The sequence below is a fragment of the Desulfamplus magnetovallimortis genome, from assembly GCF_900170035.1.
GTDB lineage: Bacteria > Desulfobacterota > Desulfobacteria > Desulfobacterales > Desulfobacteraceae > Desulfamplus > Desulfamplus magnetovallimortis.
Window position 1 is genome coordinate 233,792 of the sequence record NZ_LT828541.1, and the last position, 25,977, is coordinate 259,768.

22 protein-coding genes are annotated in these 25,977 nt (G+C 42.6%); 18 read left to right on the plus strand and 4 right to left on the minus strand.

From position 1 onward, the window contains the following. Positions 1-11 precede the first annotated feature (11 nt). The 8 genes from MTBBW1_RS05225 (at position 12) to MTBBW1_RS05260 (ending at position 11,168) form a co-directional block, all read left to right on the plus strand. Positions 12-722 (plus strand): ABC transporter ATP-binding protein, encoded by a 711-nt coding sequence (locus tag MTBBW1_RS05225; RefSeq protein WP_245809269.1) that lies wholly within the window; start codon positions 12-14, stop codon positions 720-722. A gap of 293 nt (positions 723-1,015) precedes the next feature. Further along, on the plus strand, positions 1,016-2,041 hold the full coding sequence (locus tag MTBBW1_RS05230; RefSeq protein WP_080800221.1) for a branched-chain amino acid ABC transporter permease: 1,026 nt from the start codon (positions 1,016-1,018) through the stop codon (positions 2,039-2,041). 9 nt (positions 2,042-2,050) lie between these two features. Beyond that, positions 2,051-3,226: a branched-chain amino acid ABC transporter permease gene (locus MTBBW1_RS05235; RefSeq protein ID WP_080800223.1), complete on the plus strand. Its 1,176-nt coding sequence runs from the start codon at positions 2,051-2,053 to the stop codon at positions 3,224-3,226. Positions 3,227-3,446: 220 nt separating this feature from the next. Further along, a complete protein-coding gene (locus MTBBW1_RS05240; protein ID WP_186441093.1) occupies positions 3,447-5,864 on the plus strand; it encodes a GcvT family protein in 2,418 nt (805 codons plus the stop codon). A gap of 460 nt (positions 5,865-6,324) precedes the next feature. Beyond that, positions 6,325-7,095: an electron transfer flavoprotein subunit beta/FixA family protein gene (locus MTBBW1_RS05245; RefSeq protein WP_080800229.1), complete on the plus strand. Its 771-nt coding sequence runs from the start codon at positions 6,325-6,327 to the stop codon at positions 7,093-7,095. 18 nt (positions 7,096-7,113) lie between these two features. Then, a complete protein-coding gene (locus MTBBW1_RS05250; protein WP_080800232.1) occupies positions 7,114-8,061 on the plus strand; it encodes an electron transfer flavoprotein subunit alpha/FixB family protein in 948 nt (315 codons plus the stop codon). Between the two features lie 524 nt (positions 8,062-8,585). After that, on the plus strand, positions 8,586-10,592 hold the full coding sequence (locus MTBBW1_RS05255; protein WP_080800234.1) for a (Fe-S)-binding protein: 2,007 nt from the start codon (positions 8,586-8,588) through the stop codon (positions 10,590-10,592). A 183-nt stretch (positions 10,593-10,775) separates the two neighbouring features. Then, a complete protein-coding gene (locus MTBBW1_RS05260; protein WP_080800236.1) occupies positions 10,776-11,168 on the plus strand; it encodes a universal stress protein in 393 nt (130 codons plus the stop codon). 319 nt (positions 11,169-11,487) lie between these two features. Here the strand turns inward: MTBBW1_RS05260 and MTBBW1_RS05265 are convergent, their stop codons facing one another. After that, a complete protein-coding gene (locus MTBBW1_RS05265) occupies positions 11,488-12,387 on the minus strand; it encodes a DMT family transporter (protein WP_080800238.1) in 900 nt (299 codons plus the stop codon). A 160-nt stretch (positions 12,388-12,547) separates the two neighbouring features. On the opposite strand from MTBBW1_RS05265, the gene MTBBW1_RS05270 reads away from it, so the two are divergent. Both MTBBW1_RS05270 and MTBBW1_RS05275 read left to right on the plus strand, forming a co-directional pair. Beyond that, a complete protein-coding gene (locus tag MTBBW1_RS05270) occupies positions 12,548-13,282 on the plus strand; it encodes an AzlC family ABC transporter permease (protein ID WP_080800241.1) in 735 nt (244 codons plus the stop codon). A 323-nt stretch (positions 13,283-13,605) separates the two neighbouring features. Beyond that, entirely contained in the window at positions 13,606-13,959 is a 354-nt protein-coding gene (locus MTBBW1_RS05275; RefSeq protein ID WP_080800244.1) for an AzlD domain-containing protein, read from the plus strand. A 166-nt stretch (positions 13,960-14,125) separates the two neighbouring features. Here the strand turns inward: MTBBW1_RS05275 and MTBBW1_RS05280 are convergent, their stop codons facing one another. The 3 genes from MTBBW1_RS05280 to radA all read right to left on the minus strand — a co-directional run bounded on the left by MTBBW1_RS05280 (position 14,126) and on the right by radA (position 17,081). Further along, the gene (locus MTBBW1_RS05280) at positions 14,126-14,869 is read right to left on the minus strand and encodes a YebC/PmpR family DNA-binding transcriptional regulator (RefSeq protein WP_080800247.1); all 744 of its coding nucleotides are present in this window, start codon (positions 14,867-14,869) and stop codon (positions 14,126-14,128) included. A gap of 170 nt (positions 14,870-15,039) precedes the next feature. Beyond that, positions 15,040-15,720 carry an SAM-dependent methyltransferase gene (locus MTBBW1_RS05285; RefSeq protein WP_080800250.1) on the minus strand — a complete coding sequence of 227 codons (681 nt, stop codon included), beginning with the start codon at positions 15,718-15,720 and terminating at the stop codon, positions 15,040-15,042. Then, complete coding sequence (gene radA / locus MTBBW1_RS05290; protein WP_087881717.1) at positions 15,717-17,081, minus strand: DNA repair protein RadA; 1,365 nt, start codon at positions 17,079-17,081, stop codon at positions 15,717-15,719. The genes MTBBW1_RS05285 and radA overlap by 4 nt, the downstream gene beginning before the upstream one ends. A gap of 197 nt (positions 17,082-17,278) precedes the next feature. Between radA and MTBBW1_RS05295 the strand changes: the two genes are divergently transcribed. The 8 genes from MTBBW1_RS05295 to MTBBW1_RS05325 all read left to right on the plus strand — a co-directional run bounded on the left by MTBBW1_RS05295 (position 17,279) and on the right by MTBBW1_RS05325 (position 25,962). Continuing rightward, a complete protein-coding gene (locus tag MTBBW1_RS05295) occupies positions 17,279-18,187 on the plus strand; it encodes a lytic murein transglycosylase (RefSeq protein ID WP_245809270.1) in 909 nt (302 codons plus the stop codon). An 11-nt stretch (positions 18,188-18,198) separates the two neighbouring features. Further along, positions 18,199-18,432, plus strand: coding sequence for a PLDc N-terminal domain-containing protein (locus MTBBW1_RS05300; protein ID WP_080800253.1), 234 nt, complete (start codon positions 18,199-18,201; stop codon positions 18,430-18,432). A 318-nt stretch (positions 18,433-18,750) separates the two neighbouring features. Next, a complete protein-coding gene (locus MTBBW1_RS05305) occupies positions 18,751-19,305 on the plus strand; it encodes a YceI family protein (protein WP_080800255.1) in 555 nt (184 codons plus the stop codon). Between the two features lie 48 nt (positions 19,306-19,353). Further along, positions 19,354-21,324, plus strand: a complete 1,971-nt coding sequence (locus MTBBW1_RS05310) for a bifunctional acetyl-CoA hydrolase/transferase family protein/GNAT family N-acetyltransferase (RefSeq protein WP_080800258.1) — start codon at positions 19,354-19,356, stop codon at positions 21,322-21,324. Positions 21,325-21,760: 436 nt separating this feature from the next. Then, entirely contained in the window at positions 21,761-22,009 is a 249-nt protein-coding gene (locus MTBBW1_RS29000) for a TAXI family TRAP transporter solute-binding subunit (protein WP_222423990.1), read from the plus strand. After that, positions 21,924-22,736: a TAXI family TRAP transporter solute-binding subunit gene (locus MTBBW1_RS05315; protein ID WP_222423991.1), complete on the plus strand. Its 813-nt coding sequence runs from the start codon at positions 21,924-21,926 to the stop codon at positions 22,734-22,736. The genes MTBBW1_RS29000 and MTBBW1_RS05315 overlap by 86 nt, the downstream gene beginning before the upstream one ends. A 1-nt stretch (position 22,737) precedes the next feature. Beyond that, entirely contained in the window at positions 22,738-23,427 is a 690-nt protein-coding gene (locus tag MTBBW1_RS05320; protein WP_080800261.1) for a DUF1850 domain-containing protein, read from the plus strand. Positions 23,428-23,694: 267 nt separating this feature from the next. Then, positions 23,695-25,962: a TRAP transporter permease gene (locus tag MTBBW1_RS05325; RefSeq protein WP_080800264.1), complete on the plus strand. Its 2,268-nt coding sequence runs from the start codon at positions 23,695-23,697 to the stop codon at positions 25,960-25,962. Positions 25,963-25,977 lie beyond the last annotated feature (15 nt).

A 25,977-nucleotide genomic window follows, 5' to 3' on the forward strand; every position in this document is an offset into this window, starting at 1 on the left:
TAATTGGAGATATGATGCTGCTTGAAGTAAAAGAACTTGATGCAGGCTATGGATACCTGCAGATACTGCGCAAGGTCTCCCTGCAAGTGGATACTGGGGAGTATGTATGCATTGTCGGGCCGAATGGCGCTGGAAAAAGCACCACAATGAAGTCCATTTCCGGTCTTTTAAAGCCCATGGGGGGTAAAATCTATTTTAACGGGGAAGATATCACAGGACTTCCTGCCTATGAGGTGACCCAGAAGGGCATAGCCTTTGTTTCAGAAGAGATGAATCTTTTTGTCAATATGTCGGTGCAGGAGAACCTTCTAATGGGTGCCTATACCATCAAGGATAAAAATGCTCAACAGGATCGTATGGAGTTTGTATATGATCTTTTTCCAAGACTTGCCGAAAGAAAAAGCCAGCTTGCCGGAACCATGAGCGGTGGCGAGAGAAAGATGCTGGCAATAGGCAGGGGTATGATGTCCAAACCCACCCTGATGCTTGTGGATGAACCATCCTTTGGTCTTGCCCCTCAATTGACAGAAACTGTTTTTGAATCCCTTGATATACTTATAAAAAATGGCGTCACCATCATGCTTGTAGAACAGAACGTAAACAAGACACTCTCTGTTACTGACAGAGCATATGTACTTGAAAACGGGAGGATTGGCCTTGATGGAAAAAGCAGTGATGTGGCAAATGACAGCTATGTGAAAAAAGTCTTTCTTGGTGTCTGATTCCCGTAAAAGCCATGCAGGACAACGGATAAGGTTTAACCCTTTTCAACAAAAACTTATTACGGAGACTTTCATAACACCTCTCATGATTGCGAGGACATCATAACGATGCATGAAAGTCTTTATATGTCAGTATATTACGGAGACTTTCTAATAAAAGTCTTTATATGTCAGTATATTACGGAGACTTTCTAATAAACCACCATGTTTGCTGACGCATCACAACGAAACATTAAAGTCGTTGTATATCAGTATGTTATAGAGACTTTCTAATAAACCTGGAGAAACAATCTATGTATATTAATTTCAAGGCCATTGCCAACTGGGCAAAATCAGCCGCTGGGATTACAATAACCATATCCATTGCTGTGGCTCTTTATGCCACCATCAACAGCGGGCCGTATGTACTTGTCAATACCATTATAACAGGCGGCATGCTGGCTCTTGTGGCAACGGGGCTAACCCTTATGCTGGGAGTTCTCAATATTGCCATGTTTGCCCATGGTGAGTATTTCATGATAGGCTCCCTTACTGCATTTTACGTATTTACACCCATCAGCAACTATATTATGGAGAATCCTGACTCATTTCTGGTTATAATCGGACCTGTGATTGCCATTGTGCTCTCCATGGTGTCAGGTGCAATTGCAGGGGTCATATCTGAAAAACTTGTATTTGGGCCATTAAGGCGCAGATCCACAGACAACTGGGTCATGAACTCCTTCCTTCTGACTGTGGGTTTAAGCGTTCTTCTAATAAACCTTCATCAGCTTATTTTTGGTGCAGACTTCAAAGGTATAGTTCGTTACTGGGGTGGTATGCCGGTTTCCATTGCAGGAGCATTTATTTCCAGAGACAGGATAATGGCATTTTTGATCTCTGGACTTATCGTCTTTCTTTTCTGGTTTTTCATGACATATACAAGGACAGGAAGAGCCATCAGGGCTGTCTCCCAGGATGCAACAGGTGCCCAAATTGTGGGTATAAACATTGAAAACATTGTATTGCTTACAATTGCCCTGAGCTGTGCCCTTGCAGGTGTGGCAGGCGGAAGTCTTCTGTTTATGTACCCATCATATCCAACCATGGGACTTGAACCCCTCTATATGGCCTGGTTTGTTGTAATCCTATCTGGCCTTGGCAACATACTTGGTGCAGTGGCCGGTGCTTTTATGGTGGCTCTTCTTAAAGTTGTTACAGTTGAATATATAGGAGCTGGATGGGATTTTGTTGTGCCCTCTGCTCTGATCATGCTCATTCTGATCTTTAAACCCAGCGGAATATTTGGCTCTGAAGTCCGTGGCGTACTGGACAAATAGGTGGTGCAAATGGAAAACATACAAAAGAGACAACCGGTTAATACTGAAAAATCCAGGGAGAAAGAAAATAATTCTTCCATCTCGAAAGAGAGCAATCAATCGCTCTCAAAAAAGGGGAATCAATCCCTCTCGAAAGAGAGGAATCAATCTATCTTGAAAGAGGGAGATCAATCTATCTCTACACTGGATGTTTTCCTTGAAAAAACAGGCTTTACCCCTGTGGGACTTCTTGGAGTAATATTGCTTCTGATAATGCCGTTTATTCCGCCATTTAACCAGGAATACCTGTTAAGATGGCTAATTTATGCAGCATTTATTGCAGCCATGTCCGTGGGATTTGATTTCACAGCCGGCTATATCAATATTGTAAACTTTGGTTATGCTGCCGTTATGGGCTATGGAGGATATACATCTTCCATTCTTGCAATAAATCTTGGCCTGACGCCCTGGATCGGTATTTTGATCGGCGGACTCAACTCTGCCATTCTGGGTCTTATCATAGGCATGATTTCACTTCGGTTGAGGGGAATTTTTGCAGCGTGTCTATCCTGGTTCTTTGGCCTTGCCCTTATGGGGCTTGCCACAAAACTTGTGTGGCTAACAAGGGGGCCTCTTGGTCTCAGGGTTCCAAGAATGTTTGCAACTGAATCCAATATTCCTTTTTACTATCTTGTAATCATTCTGCTGGTGGCAATGTACATTCTATGCAAATGGGTGGTTAAATCAAAAATAGGTCTTGCATTCCAGGCAATTGGACAGAATATGGATGCTGCAAGAACATCCGGGATAAACCCTGTTTTCTACAGAGTATTCAACTTTACCCTTTCCTGTGCGCTGGCTGGAATTCTGGGAGGCTTTTATGCACACTACTATGCCATTTTAACCCCTGAGGTAATGCATACGAGTAAAACCGTAGAAGTCCTTGCCGTGGCCTATATCGGCGGCAGGGGAAGCCTTTGGGGAGGAGCGGTTATTGCTTTTCCATTTATATTCATTATGGAGATCATACGTTCAACCCTGTCAAACCTGCCTGGACTTAACCTCATTATATATGCCATGCTGTTGATTCTGGTAATGATCTATTACCCTGGCGGCTTTTCATATTTCTTTGATACCCACATAAGAAAACCAAAGAACAAGGCATTGAGGTATTTTTTAAATGGAAGGGAAACCTCTGCTTCCTGAAACTGACAACATATAAAATATAACGTAAATGGCGGATCACCGCCACAATCGAATGAATGAAAGTCGTTTTAAAAACATGCCCTTACGGAGACTTTCATACAAAAAACTGTAAAAAGCCCGATATCAGGAGTGATAACCCACACACAACTGAATATATCAACAGTTACATTGTTGCTTCGGACTTTTTATGACACCATCAACAAAGGAGAAGAGAGTCAATATGAAAACTAATGCACGTGCAGTTGTAATTGGTGGCGGTGCAATCGGTGTAAGCATTGCATATCACCTTGCAAAATATGGATGGAAAGATGTTGTACTTGTGGAAAAACATGAGCTGACATCAGGTTCTACATGGATGGCAGCAGGTAATGTCTCCTTTTTCCATTCCAGCTACTACGGCACCCAGGTAAACATGAAAAGTATCGAGATTTTCAAAAATCTTGAGAAGGAAACTGGACAGTCAACGGGCTGGCACACTACAGGTTCAATCAGAACAGCGGACAACAAAGACAGAATGGATGAACTTGGATACTTCTACTCCATGAGCAAGTGCCTTGGCCTTGATGTTGACTGGGTTGATACTGCAAAAATGAAAGAGCTTCACCCCCTGATGAATACAGAAGGACTTCTTGGTGGACTCTACTGGCCTGATGATGGAGACGTTGACCCCAACAGCATGACCCAGGCCATGGCAGCAGGTGCAAGAAAATATGGAGCAGAACTTAATCTTCATACACTTGTAACAGCCATTGAGCAGAAACCCAATGGTGAATGGCTTGTAAAAACTGACAAGGGCGATATAACATGCGAAAATGTTATCAATGCCGCAGGACTCTGGGCACCTGAAGTTGCAAGGATGGTCGGTCTTGAAATTCCATCCATTGCCATTGCACATACACACATTCTCTATGAAAAGATCAATGCTGTTGAGGAAAGGGATGTAATGCTTCCGCTTGTCCGTGACCCTGACCGCTCCATCTACCTGCGTCAGGAGATGGACAGCCTGATCCTTGGAATGTACGAAAAATATGGTCAACAGTGGAAAGCAACTGGAGTTCCATGGGATTATGCCCAGACAGAGCTGAATGCCGACATTGACAATATTGCAGAAAACATTGAACATGGTATCCACCGTTTTCCGGTTCTTGGTGATACCGGCTTCAAACATGTGACAGCAGGCCCCATAACATATACTCCCAATGGAGATCCCCTTGTAGGTCCTGCATATCCTCTTAAAAACTTCTACCATGCCTGCGGCTACAGCTTTGGTATAACCCAGGCAGGCGGAATTGGTCACCATCTTGCAGGATGGATAATGAACGGCGAACCAGAGATTGATCTGTGGAACATGGACAGCCGCCGTTATGGTTCCTATGCCAACTGGGCATACAACCGCGAAAAAATCGCTGACACATATCCAAGACTTTACAGCATAATCTATCCAAATGAGTGGAGAGATGCTGCAAGACCAAACAAGACAAGCCCAATCTATGAATACCAGAAACAGGCAGGTGGGGCATTTGCAGACTATTATGGATGGGAGTGCCCTAACTATTTTGCAGATAACGAAGAAGATACCAAAGAGAAACCAAGCTGGCGTCGCAACAACTCTTTTAAGTATGTTGATGCAGAGTGCAAGCATGTAATGAACAATGTAGGGCTTCTTGATCTTACCCGTTTTGTAAAAACACGCATAAGCGGCCCGGGAGCAAGGGCATGGCTTGACAAAATGACCTGTCAGAAGCTTCCTGCAAAGGATGGAGGACTTGCACTATCTCCGATGCTTGACAATGATGGAAAGTTCAAAACAGACATGACAGTTTCACGCACCAGTGAAAATGACTATTTCTGTGTCACAGCAAGTGTTGGAAAACGTCATGACCAGCACTGGATGATCCAGAACCTGCCATCTGATGGCTCTGTTATAATGGAAGATCTCACCTACAAAATGGGCTGTCTTGTCATTGCAGGCCCAAAAAGCCGCGACCTTCTGGCAAAGGCATCCCATGGTGATGTATCCAACGAAGGGTTCAAGTTCAGCACAACAAAAGAGCTATATGTTGGGCGTGTAAAATGCCGTGTAAACCGCATGAACTATGTGGGTGAGCTTGGATTTGAAATCTTCCATCCAATTGATCAACAGATTCCACTTTTCAACCACCTTATGGAAATTGGAAAAGAGTTTGATCTCAAGATGTTCGGCATGCATGCAATGGAGTCAATGCGTATAGAAAAGGGATATCTTGCATGGAAATGCGAAATGAACAGACACCACACTCCGCTTGAAACAAATGTGGCGTGGACTGTAAAGATGGACAAAGATTTCATTGGCAAGGAAGCTCTTCAAAAACAGAAAGAAGAAGGCATCAAACAGAAACTTGCCTGCATGGTTGTGGAAGTCAAGGATTCAGACCCCTATGGATACAACGGAATATACAAGGGTGATGAAAGGGTTGGTATTACATCTGCCGGAGCCTATGGCCACAGGGTTGACAAAAGTATTGCCCTTGGTTATGTCTCACCTGAGCTTGCTGTTCCCGGAACAAAGCTTGAAGTGGAGATCCTTGGAAAAAAACGTCCGGCAGAGGTTGTTGCCATGCCGCTTTATGATCCGAAAAATGAGAAAACAAAAGCATAACCATTTGGCATTATCCTATAGCATTCCAGATAATTAAATTTTCCGATGTGCATGTAGGGGCGTGGCGCTTGGTGTTCTTACATGCAAGATGTTTATCTGGAAATCTATACAAATGAGAAAACAAACGCATAACTATTTGGCATTATTACTATTTTTTTACACTTTCAGTAAAATAAGGATGCCACTATTATTTGCTATTTTCATTTGAAGTATGCTAATAATTAAGAAAAAATATATATAATAGCAAATGCCTTGTCTAACGGGCTGAACAAAAAAAAGAGGAAGTGAAAACCTGGAAACACTTCCTCTTTTTTGTAAAAAAAATGGGCTTCTCTCATATTAATCCCCAAAAATTTTACACTTTCTTGATCGTGACTTCCAAATAAAATGTTCATCTATCCCGAAAAGTGTGAAACGGAACAATTGAGGTTGCCAAAATGGATTCAAAAGGAAAATTGACATGAAAATCTGTGTGTGTATCAAACATGTTCCAGACACGGCAGCCAACATAAAGCTGGCTGGAGAACAAGGTTTTGAAGATTCAGAATGCAAATTTGTTGTAAACCCCTATGACGAATATGGACTTGAAGAGTCTGTAAGCCTGGTTGAAAAAAACGGCGGCGAGGTTGTTGTTGTAACTGTTGGTAAAGAGGCAGCAACTGCAACCATCCGAAGCGCCATGGCAATGGGTGCCCATAGGGCCATACTTGTTAAAACAGAAGGACAGTTCCTTGACAGCGCACTTACCTGCAAGGCTCTTAAGGCTGCAATTGAAAAGGATGGCACTCCGGATATTATCTTTACCGGAAAAGGCTCTGTGGATACAGAAGGGTTCCAGACCCAGTACAGACTTGCGGCTGCCCTGGGGATTCCTGTGGTAAACGAGGTATCCAAGCTCACTGTTGATGGCTCAAAAGCTGTTATGGAGCGTGAAACAGGAAGTGGAGAAAGGGAAGTTGTTGAGATGACACTGCCTGGTATTATCGGAGCCACAAAGGGACTTAACGAGCCACGTTACCCAAAATTTCCGGATATCATGAAAGCCAAAAAGAAACCCATTGATGTTATTCCCCTGTCCGATCTCGGCATTGATGAAGGAGCCGGAAAGAGTGTTCTTGTGAAACTTGAGGCAACACCTGAAAGATCCGGTGCAAAAATGCTGGAAGGTTCTGTTACAGAGCAGGTTGCACAACTTGTAAAAATTCTTAAAGAAGAAGAAAAAGTGATATAACTCAAGGGGGATGTTAAAATGGCAAAAACAGGTGTATTGATTGAACTTGGAGACGGTAAGGTTAAAGAGACAAACTTTGGGGTTCTTACGGCTGCAAGGGGGGCATCAGGGGACAACGAGGTATGTGCTTTTGTAATGAATGCAGATGCAGAGGCCATAAAAAGTGAACTGTCAGCATACGGAGCATCAAAAATTGTAAATATCACTTCTTCAGGTGACCTTGGTGCAAGCCCTGATCTTCAGGCAGCTTCCCTTGCTGCTGCTGCAAAGGAGTATGGACTGGATGCCCTTTTAGGTCTTTTCAGTGCCACCGGACGGGATATTTTTGCCCGTGTTGCAGCAATCATGGACGAGCCAATGATTTCTGACTGCATTTCAGTTGATATTGACGGAAAAACAGGTGTAAAATCTCATTTTTCAGGTAAAACATTTGCAACCATAAAACTTGACTGCGGTATTATGCTTGCCACGGTAAGACCAAATGCCATAGAACCTGCAGAAGCTTCCGTGGATGCAGAAGTTATATCGTTTTCCCCTTCTGTTGAAAATAACTCAACCGTAAAAATTATTGAGGTGAAAAAGGGCGGAACAGAGAAACTGGATCTCACCGAAGCTCCGGTTATTGTCACCGGAGGAAGGGCAATAAAGGCATCCGAGAACTACAAGATGCTTGAGGAGTGTGCAGCGCTTCTTGGGGCGGCTGTGGGAGCTTCGAGAGCTGCCGTTGATGCTGGATATGCCCCCCACTCCATGCAGGTTGGACAGACCGGAAAGACAGTAAGCCCGAAACTGTATATTGCCTGCGGAGTTTCAGGTGCGGTTCAGCACTTTGCAGGTATGAAAACATCAAAAATCATTGTGGGTATCAATACAGATAAGGATGCCCCAATATTTGCAAAGTGTGACTATGGTATTGTCGGGGATATATTTGAGGTTGTTCCAGCACTAACTGAAGCGTTAAGATAAACAATGTCTGTAATACTCAAAATATCAAACAGGTGTCATCTTTGAGTATAATAATTTTCTGACTTTTCTCTTTGTTTATCTGGAGCACCATGTCATCAAAATATCCTGAATCCGTACCATGCATTCAGGGTCATTAAAAGCCCCCTGGAAAAAACCATGGGGCTTTTATTATTTTTTTATATGAAAGTCCCCGCAAATGGCTGTTTTCATAAAGACTTTCATCTCTTCGATTGTGGCGGTCATCAGCCATGTACGTTTATATGAAAGTCCCCGTCTTTTAAGGATCTATAGGACTTTCATGCTTCGCTGTGGCAGATGGATCTGTCATGGCCGTTTATATGAAAGTCTCGGTAACAGCCTGTTTTTAAAACGACTTTCATCTCTTCGATTGTGGCGGGCATCCGCCATGTACGTTATTAGAAAGTCACTTTAACGGCCTGTTTTTTTAAAGGACTTTCAAGATTAGTTATGATGCCCTCGCAATCACGAGGGTTTATTACTGTACTGTAAAGGAATTAATATCTATGGGTTTTTACTATTTTATCAAATCATTACTTATGCTGGCTGCCCTTGTGTATGCCTTCAGGTATTTCTTTTTCAAGGTACGTCACCTTTACACCATCATGATGTCAGTTGAAGGTGAACTTGAAAAACCTGTTGACCGCATAAAGGATCGCATCAAGGTTCTTTTCACAGATGTACTGGGACAATCCAATGTACGCAGAAAGACGCTTCCCGGTATTTCACATACACTGATTTTTTTCGGATTTCTTGCCATCCAGGTTCACTCACTTGAACTGATGATAAGAGGGGTTATTCCGGCTTTTGATTTAATGCATTTTATCCCCTTTATTTACAGCAAATATCTCTTCCTTGCCGATATTTTTGCATTTTTTGTATTAATCGGCTTTGCCTATGCACTCTACAGAAGAGTTGTAATAAAGCCTCCATACCTGACAATGGGCAGGGATGCCAACCTAATTATACTTTTTACCTGCGTCATTATCATATCTTTTCATTTCATAAATGCCTTCCAGATGATTATGCCTGTTGAAGAAGGAGCTGTCGAATACCTCGGTATTTTTCCGGTATCCGGAATTCTCATGTCAATGCTGGGACTTGATACACTGTCACCAGGGCAAATCATCTTCTTTTATGAACTCTCCTACTATATCCATATCGGTACCATCCTTGGTTTTCTGATGTATATTCCAGGTTCCAAGCATCTTCATCTTTTGGCAGCAGCTCCCAATGTCTTTATGAAACCCCTTGAGGTTGAAAAGGCCATCAAAAAAACCGACATTGAGGATGAAAATGCAGAGACCTTCGGCCTTTCAAAGGTAAGTGAGTTCAACTGGCACAATGTTTTAAATCTTTTTGCATGCACAGAGTGCGGAAGATGTGAAGAGCTTTGTCCTGCGGCCTCTACTGGCAAACCACTTTCTCCAAAACAGATTATCCACGATTTTAAAATCGACCTCTTTGATCAAGCTGATAAAATCATTTCCAAAAAAATGGACGAAGTGGAGCCTATTATCCGTGAAGGATCGCCTGTTACAGAAGAAGTCATCTGGTCATGCACAACATGCCGTGCATGTGAAGATGTGTGCCCTGTGAACAACCAGCATCTTGATTTTATCCCTGAGATCCGAAAACATCGAGTATTGATGGAAGCAAGCTTTCCAGCAGAGATGCAGGAGACATTTACAAACCTTGAAAATCAGTCAAACCCATGGGGCTTCAGCGCTGACACCAGAGGAGACTGGGCAAAGGGCATGGGTATTTCCCTTATGACAGATAAGCCCAATGCTGATGTTCTCTATTTTGTAGGGTGTGCTGGCTCATTTGATGACAGAGGCAAAAAAATTGCCCAGGCCACAGCAAGGGTACTTCAGAAGGCAGGGATTAACTTTGCCATACTTGGGCCTGAAGAGAGCTGTAATGGAGATCTTGCAAGGCGTGCCGGAAATGAATATCTTGCCCAGATGCTGATGATGCAGAACGCCGAGGTTCTTAATCAATACAAGCCATCCATGATTCTCACAGGATGCCCCCATTGCTACAACATCATCAAAAATGAGTATCACCAATTTGATGCAACATATAAGGTGGTTCACCATACTGAATACATGCTGGAGCTTATCAAAAAAGGACGTTTAAGTTACAACAACAAAAAATTTGGTGATATAACATTCCATGACTCATGCTATCTTGGAAGATGGAACCATATATATGAGGCCCCAAGAAAAATCCTGACAGAGATGAACCCTGCCGGTAAAATTCTTGAGATGGAGAAAAACATGTCAAGGGGTATGTGCTGCGGTGCAGGTGGTGCCAGAATGTTCATGGAAGAGACCATTGGTGAACGCATAAACAATGTAAGGGCAAAAGAGGCTGTAGATACCGGAGCTTCAGCCGTATGCGCTGCATGCCCCTTCTGTGCCACCATGCTAAATGACGGTATAATGGAAACAAAAAAACAGATTCCGGTTAAAGATATTGCCGAAATTGTGGATGAAGCCACAATATAACCGAGGACGTTTTATAACCGTTAAAAGCTAAAAAAACAATTTTTTGACCTGCCAAGCAAGGTGTTACTGGAGTAATGCCTTGCTTATTTTTTTGGCTCTTGTTAAAAGAAAATCTGAATCCTGAATTATAGATTTGACAAACCAGCAACTAATCATTCAATTGACTTAAAAGGGGATTTAATAATGAAAATTTTGGTCAGCTACGACAAGGATGTCAGAACAACAACAGTAATGGAAAAGGCTTTGCAGAGGGCTGTAGAGTCTGGTGCATATGCTTATCTTGTAAAAACATGTGCATCTGATGCCAAACAGGAAGAGATTATTGAGATTGAAAAAAAACTCAACTACCACAAGGATGAATTTGACAAAAAGGGCATTCAGTGCGAAACCCATGTTTTAATAAGAGGACTTGCCCCTGGTGAGGATATTGTAAAATTTGCCAAGGAAAAACAGGTTGATGAGATAATTTACGGAATGAAAAAGGAGTCAAGGGTTGGCAAACTTGTTTTTGGTTCCAATGTTCAGTTCATCATTCTTGAAGCTCATTGCCCTGTACTTACGGTGAAGCAGGTATAAAAAATTCTTTGGATGGGGGCTAACCCTGGAAAACTAAAAAGAGAATTGCCCCAAAACATAGTAACTTCATAAAAATGATTGCTATAGATTTCCAGAAAAATATTTTGGCATTCTCAATTCTGAAGGGCAACCACAAGGGATTGCCCCTACACTGCCTGCCAATTTAATTACCTGGAACAGTATATCAACTCCGAAAATAAAAATCCTAAAATTTTAGGAATGAGCATAAAATCATTGTCCCTTTTAAACAACGGGGACAGATTCAAAATCTGTCCCCAAAGTAAACAAATGGACAATTTATTTAAGACTCATTCCTTAATTATATTTCCGAAGCTGCACGATACTCTCCAGCCGAAATAACTATAAGTCCTGCAAAAATAAGTAACGACCCAATTGCAGCATTAAGTGTAAAAACTTCCCCAAGAAGCAGTACCCCCAAAAGACATCCTGTTAAAGGTTCTGCAAGCATCATAATTGCCGTACGTGAGACCGGAATCACGGAAAGTCCCTTTGCCAGCAGAAGATATGATCCTGCGGTGGCCACAAGGCCAAGATAGAGCACAACTGTCATGCCGTGAAGTGTCATCACCTGTGATATATCCTCATAAAAAAGACCTGGCAAAACCATCAATGCTCCGGTACATAAAATAACTGATATTCCAAGAGCAGGAGACCTGTCAGCTATGACAGCTTTGCTTGCCACAAGGGAGACAGCATACCCAAATCCTGCTCCGGCTGCCAGAAGAATGCCTGTTGGGTTTATCTTCAACTCACCACCTCCTGCCATTGCCAACATAATGCAGCCGGAAACAGCAAGAAGAGATGAGATCAGCCAGATGCGGTTGAGTTGCTCTTTCTGAAAAATCGCACTTAAAAGCCCTGCAATAACAGGTGCCACACAGATTGCAATGATGGTTCCAAGTGCAACACCTGTTTTTGCCACAGCCTCAAAAAAACAGAGCTGAAACATTACAATCCCGCAGGCTGCAATAAAAGTGGGAAGCAGAGGCGGCCGAAATGTAAACGGATTGACTCTGCTGAAAATGACCGTCATAAGAAGAAGAGCAGGCCCTCCAATGACAAGCCTGAAAGAGCCAATAACCTTGGGAGATATTCCTGCCGGTGCAAGTGCCTGGGATGTTCCGGTGGTTCCGAAAAGCACCGCAGCAAAAATAACCAGCAAAACCCCTCTGTAAAACATACGCCTGTCAGTCATCATTTTTTCCTTAATAGCCTTTTCCACGTTATAGTCAAACCTTGACAAAATATCATGACGGCATCAATATATTCAGGTTCCGGCTTTTCCAGCCCCTAAAAAATCAGTAAATTGACACAGATAAAATCATCTACCCTTTTATTATGATATGGGCAATAAAATTATGCAAAACCATGAATTAAAAAACCAAGGCAGTTCATCTCCCTTCAACCAATTCCTTTCAGGCGCAAGGGATACTTTCCCTCTTATTGTCGGAGCTATCCCCTTTGGAATTATATTCGGAACCCTTGCAGCCACAGCCGGACTCTCCTTTGCTGCCACAATGGGGATGTCTATTTTTGTATTTGCCGGCTCTTCACAGTTTATTAGTGTAAGTCTTGTGGCAGCAGGTACAGCATGGCCCATGATCGTACTTACCACATTTGTGGTTAACCTGCGTCACATGCTCTATGGTGCCACAATGGTTCCCTTTTACAAAAATCTTGGCCCGGTATGGAAAGCGGTTCTGGCTTTTGGCCTGACAGATGAAACTTTTGCAGTTGCAATAAACCGGTTCAACCAAAAGGATGAGTCACCTTACAAGCACTACTATAACCTCGGCTCAATGATTTTCATGTACACAAACTGGAATCTGTGCACATTTATAGGCCTCACAGCAGGCAGAACATTTCCGGAGATATCGAAATGGGGGCTTGATTTTGCAATGCCTGCAACATTCATAGGCATGGTAATTCCCTACCTTGTGACAAGACCCATGTGGGCTTCTGTTATTACTGCCGGAGTTGTATCAATAATTGCAGGAGGGTTGCCCCACAAACTTGGGCTTATGGTTGCTGCAATTTCAGGTGTTGCGGCAGGGATTTTCTGTGAAATTAATACTCAAAAACGACACCTATGACCTTATGAACCTTGTTAATAATCTCTGAATCAGAGATATCCAGGATTAACAGGATAAAGCAAGATTATTTATCGTGAGCATCCTGTAAATCTTGGTTATCTTTTATATGAAAGTCTCTGTAACAGCCTGTTTTAAAAACGACTTTCACTCCTTAGATTGTGGCAGGTATCCGCCATGTACGTTATTCAAACAAATGCAATAATGCAATAAATGCCAAAAAGCCATAAAGATTTCGATTTTGAGTAAATAACGGCATGTTCATATCGTCTCAAAAGAACTTTATCCTTTGTGAGCGAACTATCCAAAATATGGAGAGCGAAAAAATGACAGTGTTTGATTTAACTATTAATACAGATGAGATATATATGATTGCCGGAATGGCTATTGTCACATTTTTAATACGTTACATCATGTTTCCTATTTCAGGAAAAGTAGAATTCCCTCCGCTTTTTGAAAAGGGCCTGCAATATGTTCCTCCTGCGGTGTTGTCGGCCATTATCGTACCATCTGTGCTTATCCCAACAGGTGACAGCATTAATTTTACACTTTCCAATCCCTATCTAATAGGTGCCATTGCAGCCTGTACAGTGGGATGGATGTTTAAAAACCTTCTTATGACAATTGTTGTAAGCATGACGATCTTTCTTGGTTTTCAGTGGTTTTTGACAGCGGGATAAGAAAAGCGAGTAATTTCAGGGGAGAAAAGCCATCACCCCTGAAATATCTACATAAGAAATGAGTCTGAAAAAGCGGCTACTGCATTTTTAAAGACTATGTAACTCTCCGCACTACATATTAGTCTTGACAATGCACTACTTTGAAAAACAACATCAGAAAAAAGTATCACATTGCATTCAGGACATCATCTGAAATATCTGCATTTGTATAGAATTTCTGAATGTCATCGCAATCCTCAAGTGCATCCAGAAATTTAATCATCTGCTCTGCCTCTTTCCCCTCCAGAGCAGTCTGGGTCTGGGGGATCATGGTAATTTCAGCAACTTCATACTCTATGGATGCTGCCTCAACCGCCTCTTTTACTGCCTCAAAATCTGCCGGATCAGTTATGACTTCAAAGCAGTCGTCCTCATCCTTGACATCTTCAGCACCTGCTTCAAGGGCAATTTCCATAAGGGTCTCTTCATCTGCGACTGATTTATCAACAGAGATTAATCCCTTTTTATCAAACATCCAGGATACACAGCCATCTGTGCCGATATTACCGCCGGCTTTATTAAAAATATACCGGACATCTGCAATTGTCCTGTTTTTATTGTCAGTGAGACACTCCACAAGTACTGCCACACCTCCCGGACCATACCCTTCATAGACAAGCTCTTCGTAATCAACGCCTTCAAGCTCTCCTGTTCCCTTTTTAATGGCACGCTCAAGGTTGTCCTTGGGCATATTTTGTGCTTTTGCAGCAGCGACTGCTGTCCTCAATCGAGGATTGGATGCAATATCTCCTCCCCCCATCCGGGCTGCCACAGTTATCTCCTTTATGAGCTTTGTGAAAATCTTACCGCGCTTGGCATCGGCAGCTCCTTTTTTGTGCTTAATTGTTGACCATTTACTATGTCCTGACATCAGTTATTCCTCCTGAAATTATGGAGAGTTGCCCAAAGGCCACTCCCTTCTTTTTTGAATAAATCAAAACCATTACTGCTGCAAAGGGGATGACTTAAATAAAGTCACCCCCTTCCGATACAAAAATAATATTTTTAAAGCAAACACAAGAACATCTTCTGTCAGCTTAACTATTTTCTGCCTTTTCCAATTATATATATTTCCTTGCTGGATTTTCTGCAACTTTCCGGCCTAAAAATTGAGTGGCTACTGAAGATGGCCTTAAAATCATTTTCAAAATGTTTAAAATCTCCACCCTGAAATATTTTGCAGACAAAATTGCCGCCTGTTTCAAGAAGATCAGAGGCTGCTTTGAGAGCTGCCTGGCACAAAGCTATGGAGCGGGCTTCATCCACATCCTTTCTGCCTGTTGTGGCCGGAGCCATATCACTTAATATTACATCATAACCTTTTCCCACAACTGCGGCAAGCTCTTCATTCATATCAAAGATATCCCCAACAAAGGCAGTTGCATTTGAAGGAAGCTCTATCTCAACGCTTTTAAGGTCAATGCCATTTACCCGGCCATTTTCCCCTGCTGTTTTTGCTGCATAAAGCAGCCAGGAACCCGGAGCGCAACCAAAATCCAGCACTCTGCTGCCTTTTTGTATTATGGTAAATTTTTTCTGGATCTCCATCAGTTTATATACGGAACGTGCAGGATAGTTCTCCTGTTTTGCCTTTTCAGTCAGATGATCAGCCCACTGCTGTCTCCCTTTTACGACTCTATTCACTTTGTTAGCAGATTTTTTATTTCCTGAAGATTGATTTTTTTTATCCTGAGTTTTTCCTGTTTTTCTATTTCTTTTCATGGGAAAAGAGTCTCCATGACATGCTTAAGTGAAGTTGTACCTTCAATTATAATATCTTTCATGGCTGGAAGCTGTTTCAAACTGTTCGCTGGTACAATACAGCGGGCAAAACCCATCTTGGCAGCTTCCTTGATTCTTGCCTCCACATGGCCTGCTGCCCTAATCTCTCCTGTAAGGCCGATCTCGCCAATAACAGTTGTACCCTCGGGTACAGGGATATCAAGAAAACTTGAAGCAAGAGCCACAGCAACACCAAGATCAACAGCAGGTTCAACAACCTTGACCCCGCCTGTGACATTCATGAAAATATCAAGGCCAGACAGATTAATACCAAGGCGCTTCTCCATCACAGCAGCAATAAGAGCTACCCGGTTGGGATCAAGCCCAAGGACAGTCCTTCTCGGGTTTCCAAATCCTGAGCTGCTGGCAAGTCCCTGAATTTCAATTAAAATCGGCCTTGTACCCTCCATACTGGCAGTTACAACAGAACCCGGGGCATTGACAGAGCGCTCCTCAAGAAAAACAGCAGAAGGATTTGGTACCTCCTGAAGCCCCTTCTCCTTCATCTCAAAGACACCTATCTCATTTGTGGAGCCAAACCTGTTTTTAACTGCTCTCAGGATTCTGAACACATGGCTTCTGTCCCCCTCAAAATAGAGTACTGTATCCACCATATGCTCCATGATACGAGGCCCTGCAATTGCCCCCACCTTAGTAACATGTCCCACCAAAAAAAGGGGAATCCCAGACTGTTTTGCCATATTCATGAGACGGATGGATGCTTCCCTGATCTGATTTACGCTGCCCGGAGTTGAAGCCATTTCCGGATTATAAACTGTCTGGATGGAGTCCACCACCATTACATGGGGCTTTTCTGATTCAGCCATGGATATAATGGTGTCAAGATCTGTTTCTGCTGCCACAAGCATTGTAGAAGCACCTGATGAGAGACGCATCCCCCTCATTTTAAGCTGACGTATGGACTCTTCTCCTGATACATACAAAGCTTTTTTGCCCTGTTCTGCTATCCTTGAAAGTACCTGAAGCATCAGAGTTGATTTACCAATACCAGGATCTCCGCCAATGAGAATAAGGGTGCCTGCCACAATACCACCCCCAAGTACCCTGTCAAACTCTGCAATCTGTGTACTCATACGGGGCTCTTCATCAAAGGTTATGGCATCCATTGGCACAGGTGCAGATCGGGGTCTGGAAAACTTTGCTCCGGCAGCAGGAGAGTTTTCAATTTTTTCTGCCACAAGGGTATCCCAGTCACTGCAACCTGGACACTTTCCCATCCACTGAAGTGTCTGGTGTCCACAGCTCTGGCAACGAAATATCATTTTTTCTTTTTTTTTCAACAGCACTCTCCTTCCAACACTTCGGACAGTTTTTGCAGGTCATCAATCTTCTAATTAATATGGCGACTTATACCAGTTTGCCCATTAACGATCAAGATGATGATGCATTTCAATATTTTTTTAATGCATTATAACAAGAAATAAGCTATAAAATCAGTATAAATCGACAACATGACAAGGGAGGTAAAACTATATTTATGGGAAAAAATATCAACACCCACAATTGCCGGTTACTCATCCCCAGATTTTTGATGATTACCATAATGACAATCACACTCTTTATAGCACCTTTTGATGGAGTATATTGCAAAAAGGCACTGGCAGAGGATACAGATTTTAATGACCTTAAAAATCGTCTTGCAAAAGACGGCTTTGACATCCAAACAATCAACTCTATATATGACAAACCGTCTGTACTTTTTGAAACTAAAGGAGTTTCCCTTTTCTTTGTTCACTCTGAAGGAAAACTTGACTATGATCAGTTTCTTTCAAAAAAATCCATCAACAGCGCCAAACAATACTTGAAAAGCCACGCAGGGGATCTTGAAAATGCCCAAAAGATTTACGGAGTTGACAAAACCATTATTACTGCAATTATCCTTGTGGAGACACGACTTGGCACATATATCGGAAACCGCAAGGTGATTAATACACTCTCAACAATGGCAGCCCTTTCAGATCCAGCCAAACGTGAAATTCTCTGGAGATCACTTCCTGATGACCGGAAAATGGAAAAAAGCGCATTTGAAAAAAAAGCTGACAAAAAATCGGCATGGGCATATGAAGAGTTAAAGGCTCTTTTGAGATTCACATCAAAAGAAGGAGTTGATCCTGTTAGCATAAAAGGTTCATATGCAGGCGCCATGGGAATCTCTCAATTCATGCCAAGTAATGTCCTGACACTTGCAAAAGATGGGAACGGAGACGGCAAAATAGACCTTTTCACCCATGCAGATGCAATACACAGCATTGCCAACTACCTTAAAAATTATGGATGGGAGCCTTCCATCAACCGTCAGAAAGCCCACAAGGTACTCTACCAGTACAACCACAGCAACTTCTATGTGGATACATTACTTAAAATATCAGATAGACTTAAGGATTAATACGAAATATTATGGATCATACAACTTTTATTGTTGCAGGGCTTGGACTCATCTTCTGGCTTCTGACTATCCTGGCAATGATGAATGTGGTTTTAAAGGATTTTGGCTCGGTTCAGAAAAAAGCCATATGGGGAATCGTCTCCCTTATCCCATTTGTTGGGTGGCTGATATATTTTCTTTTTGGGGCAAAAAGAGGAATAAGGAAAAATTTAAAAAACAACGCAGACCTTCAAAAAGATACTTAAGAATCGGTTTTTAATAACTTGCCCATTCACCTCACCCACCGGCCCCTCTCCATGACTGGAAAGGGGGAATCTGGGTAAGTTAATTAAACCCTGTTACTTAGGATCTGCTCTTAAATCAGAGGCTCGTGCATAAATTGATATGAAAAAAGTGCCCTCATGTGCCGAGCTTTGACTTAGGAATGAGTCTTAAATAATTTGCCCATTTCAAAACAGGCGACCACTTTAAGCCGTACTTTTGAGAGTTCTAATTGGACACCTTATTTCGTACTCATTCCTTAATTCTTCCTCACAGGGTCAGGATGCACTACGGAGAAAAAGATGTCATCAGTATCTACCTGTTGTTTAACCCCATGTTCCGGAAATCTTTTTGTTTACACATATAAAGAAGGAGTGTTAAGCCATGCAGCTCACGATTTGCTGCTGAAGGCTACTGATTTTAAAATAGACCTTAACATTCCGGATGGTGATTTCACCTCAGCCAGCTTGAATATGGAACTCAAATCAGATTCCATAGACGTTTTGTACGCCATGAAGGAAGGCAAACCGCAACCGAATCTGCTTAAAAAAAAAGATAAATCAGAAATTAAAGCTTTTATGGAAAAAGATGTCCTGCATGTGTCAAAATACAGGACAATCACATTTGAATCTATCATGATTCAGCAAAAAGAGACATACTATATGGTAAAGGGAAAATTGTCTCTGCATGGTACCGTGAGAATTATAACCTTTAAGGTAAAAAGTGATGACGGAAAGCGGTTTAAAGGCACTGTAATTCTGGCACAGACAAATTTCGGCATTAAGCCTTTTAATGCGTTGATGGGCGCTTTAAAAGTACGTAACAGAGTAAAGATCGGCTTTGATTTTGAGATATAGCCGAAATTTAAAAACATAGCCAGAAACCAGCACATGCAAGGAGGAGTTATGGGACTTTCCAGTTACTGGGCAGATGATTACGTAAAAAAACAAAGAAGCGTAGAAAATGCAGTAAAAGCGATAAAGTCAGGCCACAGGGTTTTTATAGGCTCCTACTGTGGTGAGCCTCAATCCCTTGTCAGCGGACTTGCAAAGGCATCTGAAAGCTTAAACGATATTGAGATCATCCGCCTCATGTCAAGGGAGACAACACCTCTGACAAGAATTGCAGACCGCACATTGGATCAGAGCCTTACAATACGTTCCATATATCTTGGTGCTGCACGATCTAAAGCACTTGCCGGCAATAAAAGGTTCTATACACCTGTCAACATGGCTGAGGTTCCACGACTTTTTAGCAACAGAAGGATTCACCTTGATGTTGCCATGATACAGGTAAGCCCTCCGGATGACTTTGGTTGGATGAGCCTTGGGGTTTCTGTGGATGTCACCCTTGCTGCTGCCCTTGCAGCGGATTTTGTCATAGCCCAGGTTAATGAACGGATGCCCATGGTACTTGGACAGAGTTTCATCCATGTAAATGATGTGGATATCATTGTTGAAAAAAATGAAGAGCTGATGACAATTCAGCTTGACCCTCCATCCCAGAAAGCCTCCCGAATAGGAGAGCATATTGTCCGCCTCATTGAAGATGGCTCAACTCTACAGATCGGTCTTGATGCTGCATCCCAGGCCACAAGCCAGGCTCTATCCAACAAAAATGATCTTGGCATACACTCACAATTTCTCACACAGGACATGATGCATCTTTATTCTAAAGGGGTGATAAACAACCGGAAAAAGGGATTTAACGATGGAAAAATGGTTGCAGGATGTTCGGTTGGTACCGAAGCCCTTTATGAATTTCTGCATATCAATCCAGCAGTGGAGTTTCACTCATTCGACTACGTAAATGACATTGATATTATATCAAGGCACAACAAGATGATATCAATGAATGTGGCCCAGCAGGTTGACCTTTTTGGACAGATATCCTGCGATGCACAGGAATCAACTCTTTTTGCAGGTGTTTCAGGTATCTCCGATTTTGTAAGAGGAGCCAACAGATCAAAGGGGGGCAAATCCATAATAATGCTCAACTCCACCATTGAAGTTGAAGATGATCACGAAGGAGGGAAGGAGATTGATGGAGAAGACATTGATGGAAAAGATGAAAAAAAACAAAAACAATCTGACAACCCCAACAAAAAAACAAAAAAACGGGTCAGCGCACTTGTTCCATGCCTTAACGGCCTTGTAACCATTCCAAGGGAAGATGTCCGCTATGTGGTTACAGAGTTTGGTGCTGTGAACCTTTTTGGCAAAAGCACACAGGAGCGTACCTTTGCCCTGATAAGCATTGCACACCCGGAATTTAGGGATGAACTGCTGGAGCAGGCCAAGGATATGGGAATGATAGGAAAGGACAGAACCCTTGGTGAATCAGTATATGGTATATACCCTGTCAAACTTGAGGAGATAATTGATATAAATGGGGAAACCATAACCTTCCGGCCGGCCAAACCGGTTGATGAACGCCGCATTCAGGAACACTTCTATCATATGGATAAGCAGGATATCATATCACGCTTTTTCCATGAAAAGACCCGCTTCATACGTAATGACGTTGAAGTAATGAGCCAGATAGACTATAAAAGAAATCTCACCATCATTGCCCTTATTGGTGAAGTCGGCTTTGACAGCGTTATAGGAGTTGGAAGCTACTATCTTGAACCTGCCACCAACATGGCTGAAGTTGCTTTTTCCATCAGCAAGGATCATCAGAGCAAGGGACTTGGAAGAATCCTGCTTCGCAAACTTGCCGAGGCGGCACGGGACAGGGGAATAAACGGCCTTTTTGCAGTAACATCATCCGGCAACAAAAAGATGATGAAACTTTTCAAGACCCTGCCCTACAAGATTCATTCAGAAATTGACGAGGATATGCTTTTAAGCTGTCGTTTCAATCAGCCTGCCTGATAGTGATACCCCCAACATGTTATGAGTGTACCCTTTTTTGAATATCCGGTGTAAATTGTTTATAAGAAAGTCCCCGTATTTCAAGGTTTTTTTCAGGGCTTTCATGCTTCGTTGTGGCAAGATGGGTTTGCCATGGCCGTTATGTGAAACATACCCCTCCACCCCCCTCTCGCAGAGTTGCGAGGGGGGAGAATAGTTCAAAAAGGATACACTCAAAGATTATAGGGACACCCATTTGTGCTTGCCCTTCAATTAAGAATTTTCCAAAGATAACACATTGAAATTACTGATGTTGTTTTTTACAACTCCTATTTTTTTCAATTTAATAAAATTTTATTAATGCCTTATTTCCATCTTTCTGATAAAGAGTTCAAATTTACCACTCTGCCCATATATATAGGGGCATTTCAATCACAATCAACCGGAGGTTATTTTTATGAAAAGAATTAGTTTGTCCATTTGTGTTATCTTTGTATTGGGACTTCTCTTTTCCGCAAACTCATTTGCAGCAGACAGAATATTTTTTGGAATTGCAACAGGAGGCACAGGGGGTACCTATTATCCACTTGGAGGGATGCTGGCACAGATGATCTCCAACAATGTTGATATTAACGGCAAAAAAACTCTCTGCCACAGCAGAAACCGGAAATGCATCAGTTGCCAACGCAACTCTTCTTGGCCGTAATGGAATTGAATCTGCTTTTGTTGCAGCAGATATACTGGATGCAGCATACAAGGGAACCAAGCAGTTTGAGGGAAAAGAGATCAAAAACCTCAGAGCGCTTGGAGCACTCTATCCTGAAACAGTACAGCTTGTTGTACGCGCAAATGCAGGTGTAAAAACATTTATGGATCTTAAGGGCAAATCCATCTCCTCAGGCTCTCCAGGTTCAGGTCAGTGGCAGCTTCTTGGTGATCTTTTGGAAGCACACGGTATGGACAGAACAACCGATATTTCTGAAGACTACTCCTCATTTTCCCAGTCAGTTGAAAAAATTAAAGACGGTAACCTTGATGCATCCCTGATTACAGCAGGCACACCAACAGCATCAGTTCTTGAGCTTGCAAACTACCATGATATAATAATTCTTCCACTGACAGGCCCTGCCATCAAGGAGCTTCAGAAAGTTCAGCCTTACTATGCCAACGCAACCCTTCCTGCCAACACATATAAAGGCCAGACTGAAGATGTTGAAACAATTGCCGTAAGAGCCATCTGGGCAACCCATGATCAGCTTGACGAAGAGACTGCCTACAATGTTGTAAAGGCTCTTTATGAAAATACAGAAACCCTTGCAAAGGTACATGTCAAAGGGAAAGAGATATCCCTTGAAAAGGCCCTTGAATCAGTATCCATTCCACTCCATCCAGGAGCTGAAAAATACTATCGTGAAAAGGGTATGATAAAATAGTATGAAAGGATTTATTGCAGGGATTCTTGGAATTTTCATATTCACCTGCATTTCCACCGGAGAGGAGATCAGGGTAAAATGCCCTGGAACCTCCGCTCCGGGTATAAGTTCACCCTCCCCTGCCCTCTTATCACCTCCAAAGGAGACAGAAACCAAGGAAGACCGGAATAGCGTCACCTCCCCGATATCAGGTAAAACAAAAAACGTAAGTTCTCAATTAGTCAGGGTAAACGCCCTGATATCTGACAAAACAAATAACTCCCTGATATCCGCCAGAACAAAAAATTGTACAACATGCGGCCACCTTGTCATAACTGAGTTTCCAGTCAAAAAGGTGCTGGGACGCTATCCTCTGGACAAAGATCAAACATTTGCCCTCACCTTCATCCATTCTGTTTCCAAAACCAGAGTAAAGGATATCTTTGAGATCCGATCGGGTCAAATCATACAGACAAAGGAGTTTTTCCAAACCCACGGCGCTGGCCTGCCATCCGCACCAGATGAACCAGGAGGAACTTCATGGGAAAAAACCAGCGAAGGTTTTATCCTGAACATGGAAAGACCAATCATAAAACTTGTGGTTAGAACAGATAGCCTGTACGAAAACCGTCTTGTTCTGCCTTCCGGTACTCTCAATCTTAATCAATGGGGTGATCAGGCTATTTTAATTTTCTTTGAAAAATCCATATAATGAATTGTTTTTAAAGGATCTTCAAGATTCGTTGTGGCAGATAGTTCTGCCATGGCCGTTTTTATATGAAAGTCCCCGTAGTTTAGGGATTTTCATCTATTCGATTGTGGCGGTAATGCCGCCATGGCCGTTTATAAGAAAGTCCCCGTCTTTTAAGGAGCTATAGGACTTTCATGCTTCGTTGTGGCAGATGGATCTGCCATGGCCGTTATATAAAACTTTCTGTAACTGACGACTGGCAGCCATGTTTATTAATAAGGAGAAAAAATGAGTCTTGCTGAAACAACTCAGGAGAAGAGCCCTGATATCAAAATTTCCAACCAAGATGCGGATGATTTCATTGATGATTCCCAGATTGATACCATTATAAAAAAATTTGATGCAGAATCCAACTTCAGAAACCTTGGTGGAATCACTGCAAAGATAACAGGATTCCTCTGTATTGTATTAAGCCTTTTCCACGTTTATACAGCAGGTTTCGGACTTTTGAACGAGGTGACCCACAGGACAGTTCACCTCACACTTGTACTTGGACTTGTTTTTCTGGTTTTTCCCAGGCAAAAACCCAAAAAAATGTTGACTGACTGGGGATTCGGCATCTTTTTTGCCATATTTTATATTTTCCTCACCTGGCAGCTTACAAACCGCCTTGCTGACCAGTTCTCCCCATGGGGACAAACTGCACTGATAGGCATGAGCATTTTCATAGCAATTACAGCACTGCCCATTCGTCAGCTTGGAGGAGAAGGAGACAAGCTCTCATTTGCAGACTGGCCACTTGCCATTGCTGCCGGAGGATTTTCTCTATACCTTATCGTCTTTTTCAAAGAGATTTTCATCATCAACATAGGCTTTCCCCAGCTTGCCGATTACATCATGGGACTGATTGCTGTCATGATGGTAACAGAGGCGTGCCGCCGAGTTATGGGAAACACGTTGCCTGTTATTGGAGCAGGAGCCCTTTTATACGGCCTTATGGGGCCATTTCTCCCCGGAGTTCTTGCACACAGAGGTTATGACATAGTAAGAATTGTTGAGCATCTATACCTTGGAACTGAAGGTATATACGGCGTTGCTGTGGGTGTTGTTGCAACATATGTATTCCACTTTGTTCTCTTTGGTGTAATGGCACAGGCATCAGGGCTTGGACAGCTTTTTATTGACCTTGCCATGATTCTTGCCGGAAAATATTCAGGTGGTCCTGCCAAGGTATCAGTCCTCTCTTCTGCCTTCTTCGGCATGATATCTGGCTCTCCAATTGCTAACACTGCAACAACAGGCTCTTTTACCATTCCCATGATGAAGAAAAACGGTTTTTCACCAAGCTTTGCATCTGCTGTTGAGGCATCTGCATCCTGTGGTGGACAGGTAACACCGCCAATAATGGGGGCATCTGCCTTTGTAATGACGGAAATGTTGGGAGTGCCCTATAATGAAATCATTCTGATTGCCATTATACCGGCTCTTTTTCACTACCTTGCCATTTTCAGCATGGTTCACCTTGAAGCAAGGCGTCTTGGTCTTAAAGGCATGGCACAGGAGCAGATCCCCCAGTTAATGTATGTTCTTAAACGTTCTTGGCATCTGATGATTCCGCTTACCACCATGGTAACCCTTCTTCTGATGCAGTTCACACCATATCTTGCAGCTTTCTGGGGAATAATTCTTACCATTATCTGCTCCTATATCCCACCGATTATGCACAAACTGGGCATAGGAGACCTTGACGACTCAAAAACACTTACCCCCAAAAGAATTGCCGAAGGGCTTGATGAAGGTGCAAGATATGCCCTGGCCATTGGTGCAGCATGTGCATGTGTCGGTTTTATTCTTGGAATGCTCACCCTTACCGGAATGGGATTCAAGTTCTCAGGTGCGGTTCTGGAACTTTCATCCACTGCCGGAACCTTTCTTTCAGGTATTATACCTTTTGGTCTTCTTTCAGCAAATGGATGCACGCTTTTCTTTGGTCTTATCATGGTGGCTGTGGCCTGTATAATCATGGGAGCCGGTATTCCCACAACTCCATGCTATATTATCCTTGCTTCCATTGCAGGCCCTGCCTTAAGTGATCTTGGAGTGCCCCTTATTGCCACACACTTTTTTGTATTCTATTACGGCGTTCTTGCTGACGTCACTCCTCCTGTTGCACTGGCAGCATATGCAGGTGCAGGCATAGGAGGTGCCGACCCCATGGAAACAGGAATGACTGCATTCAGACTTTCAATGGGCAAGGCTCTTGTTCCCTTTATGTTCGTATATGCTCCAAGCATGCTTCTTATCGATTTCAACTGGCCTGAGTTTTCAATAGCCATAATAAGCGGCATCCTGGGTGTAATTGCCTTATCTGTTGCCTATATCGGATATTTCAAAACAGAAGTTTCCCTGTGGGGTAAAACTCTTCTTACTGTGGGTGGTCTTCTGATGGTTTCAAGCAACATCGCCATCATTCTTACCGGAACCGCCCTTGTACTCTCTGTGTTGCTTCCAAGACTTTTAGGAATTGGAACACATAAAACTGCAACAAACTGGTAATCAAAAAAAGGAGTA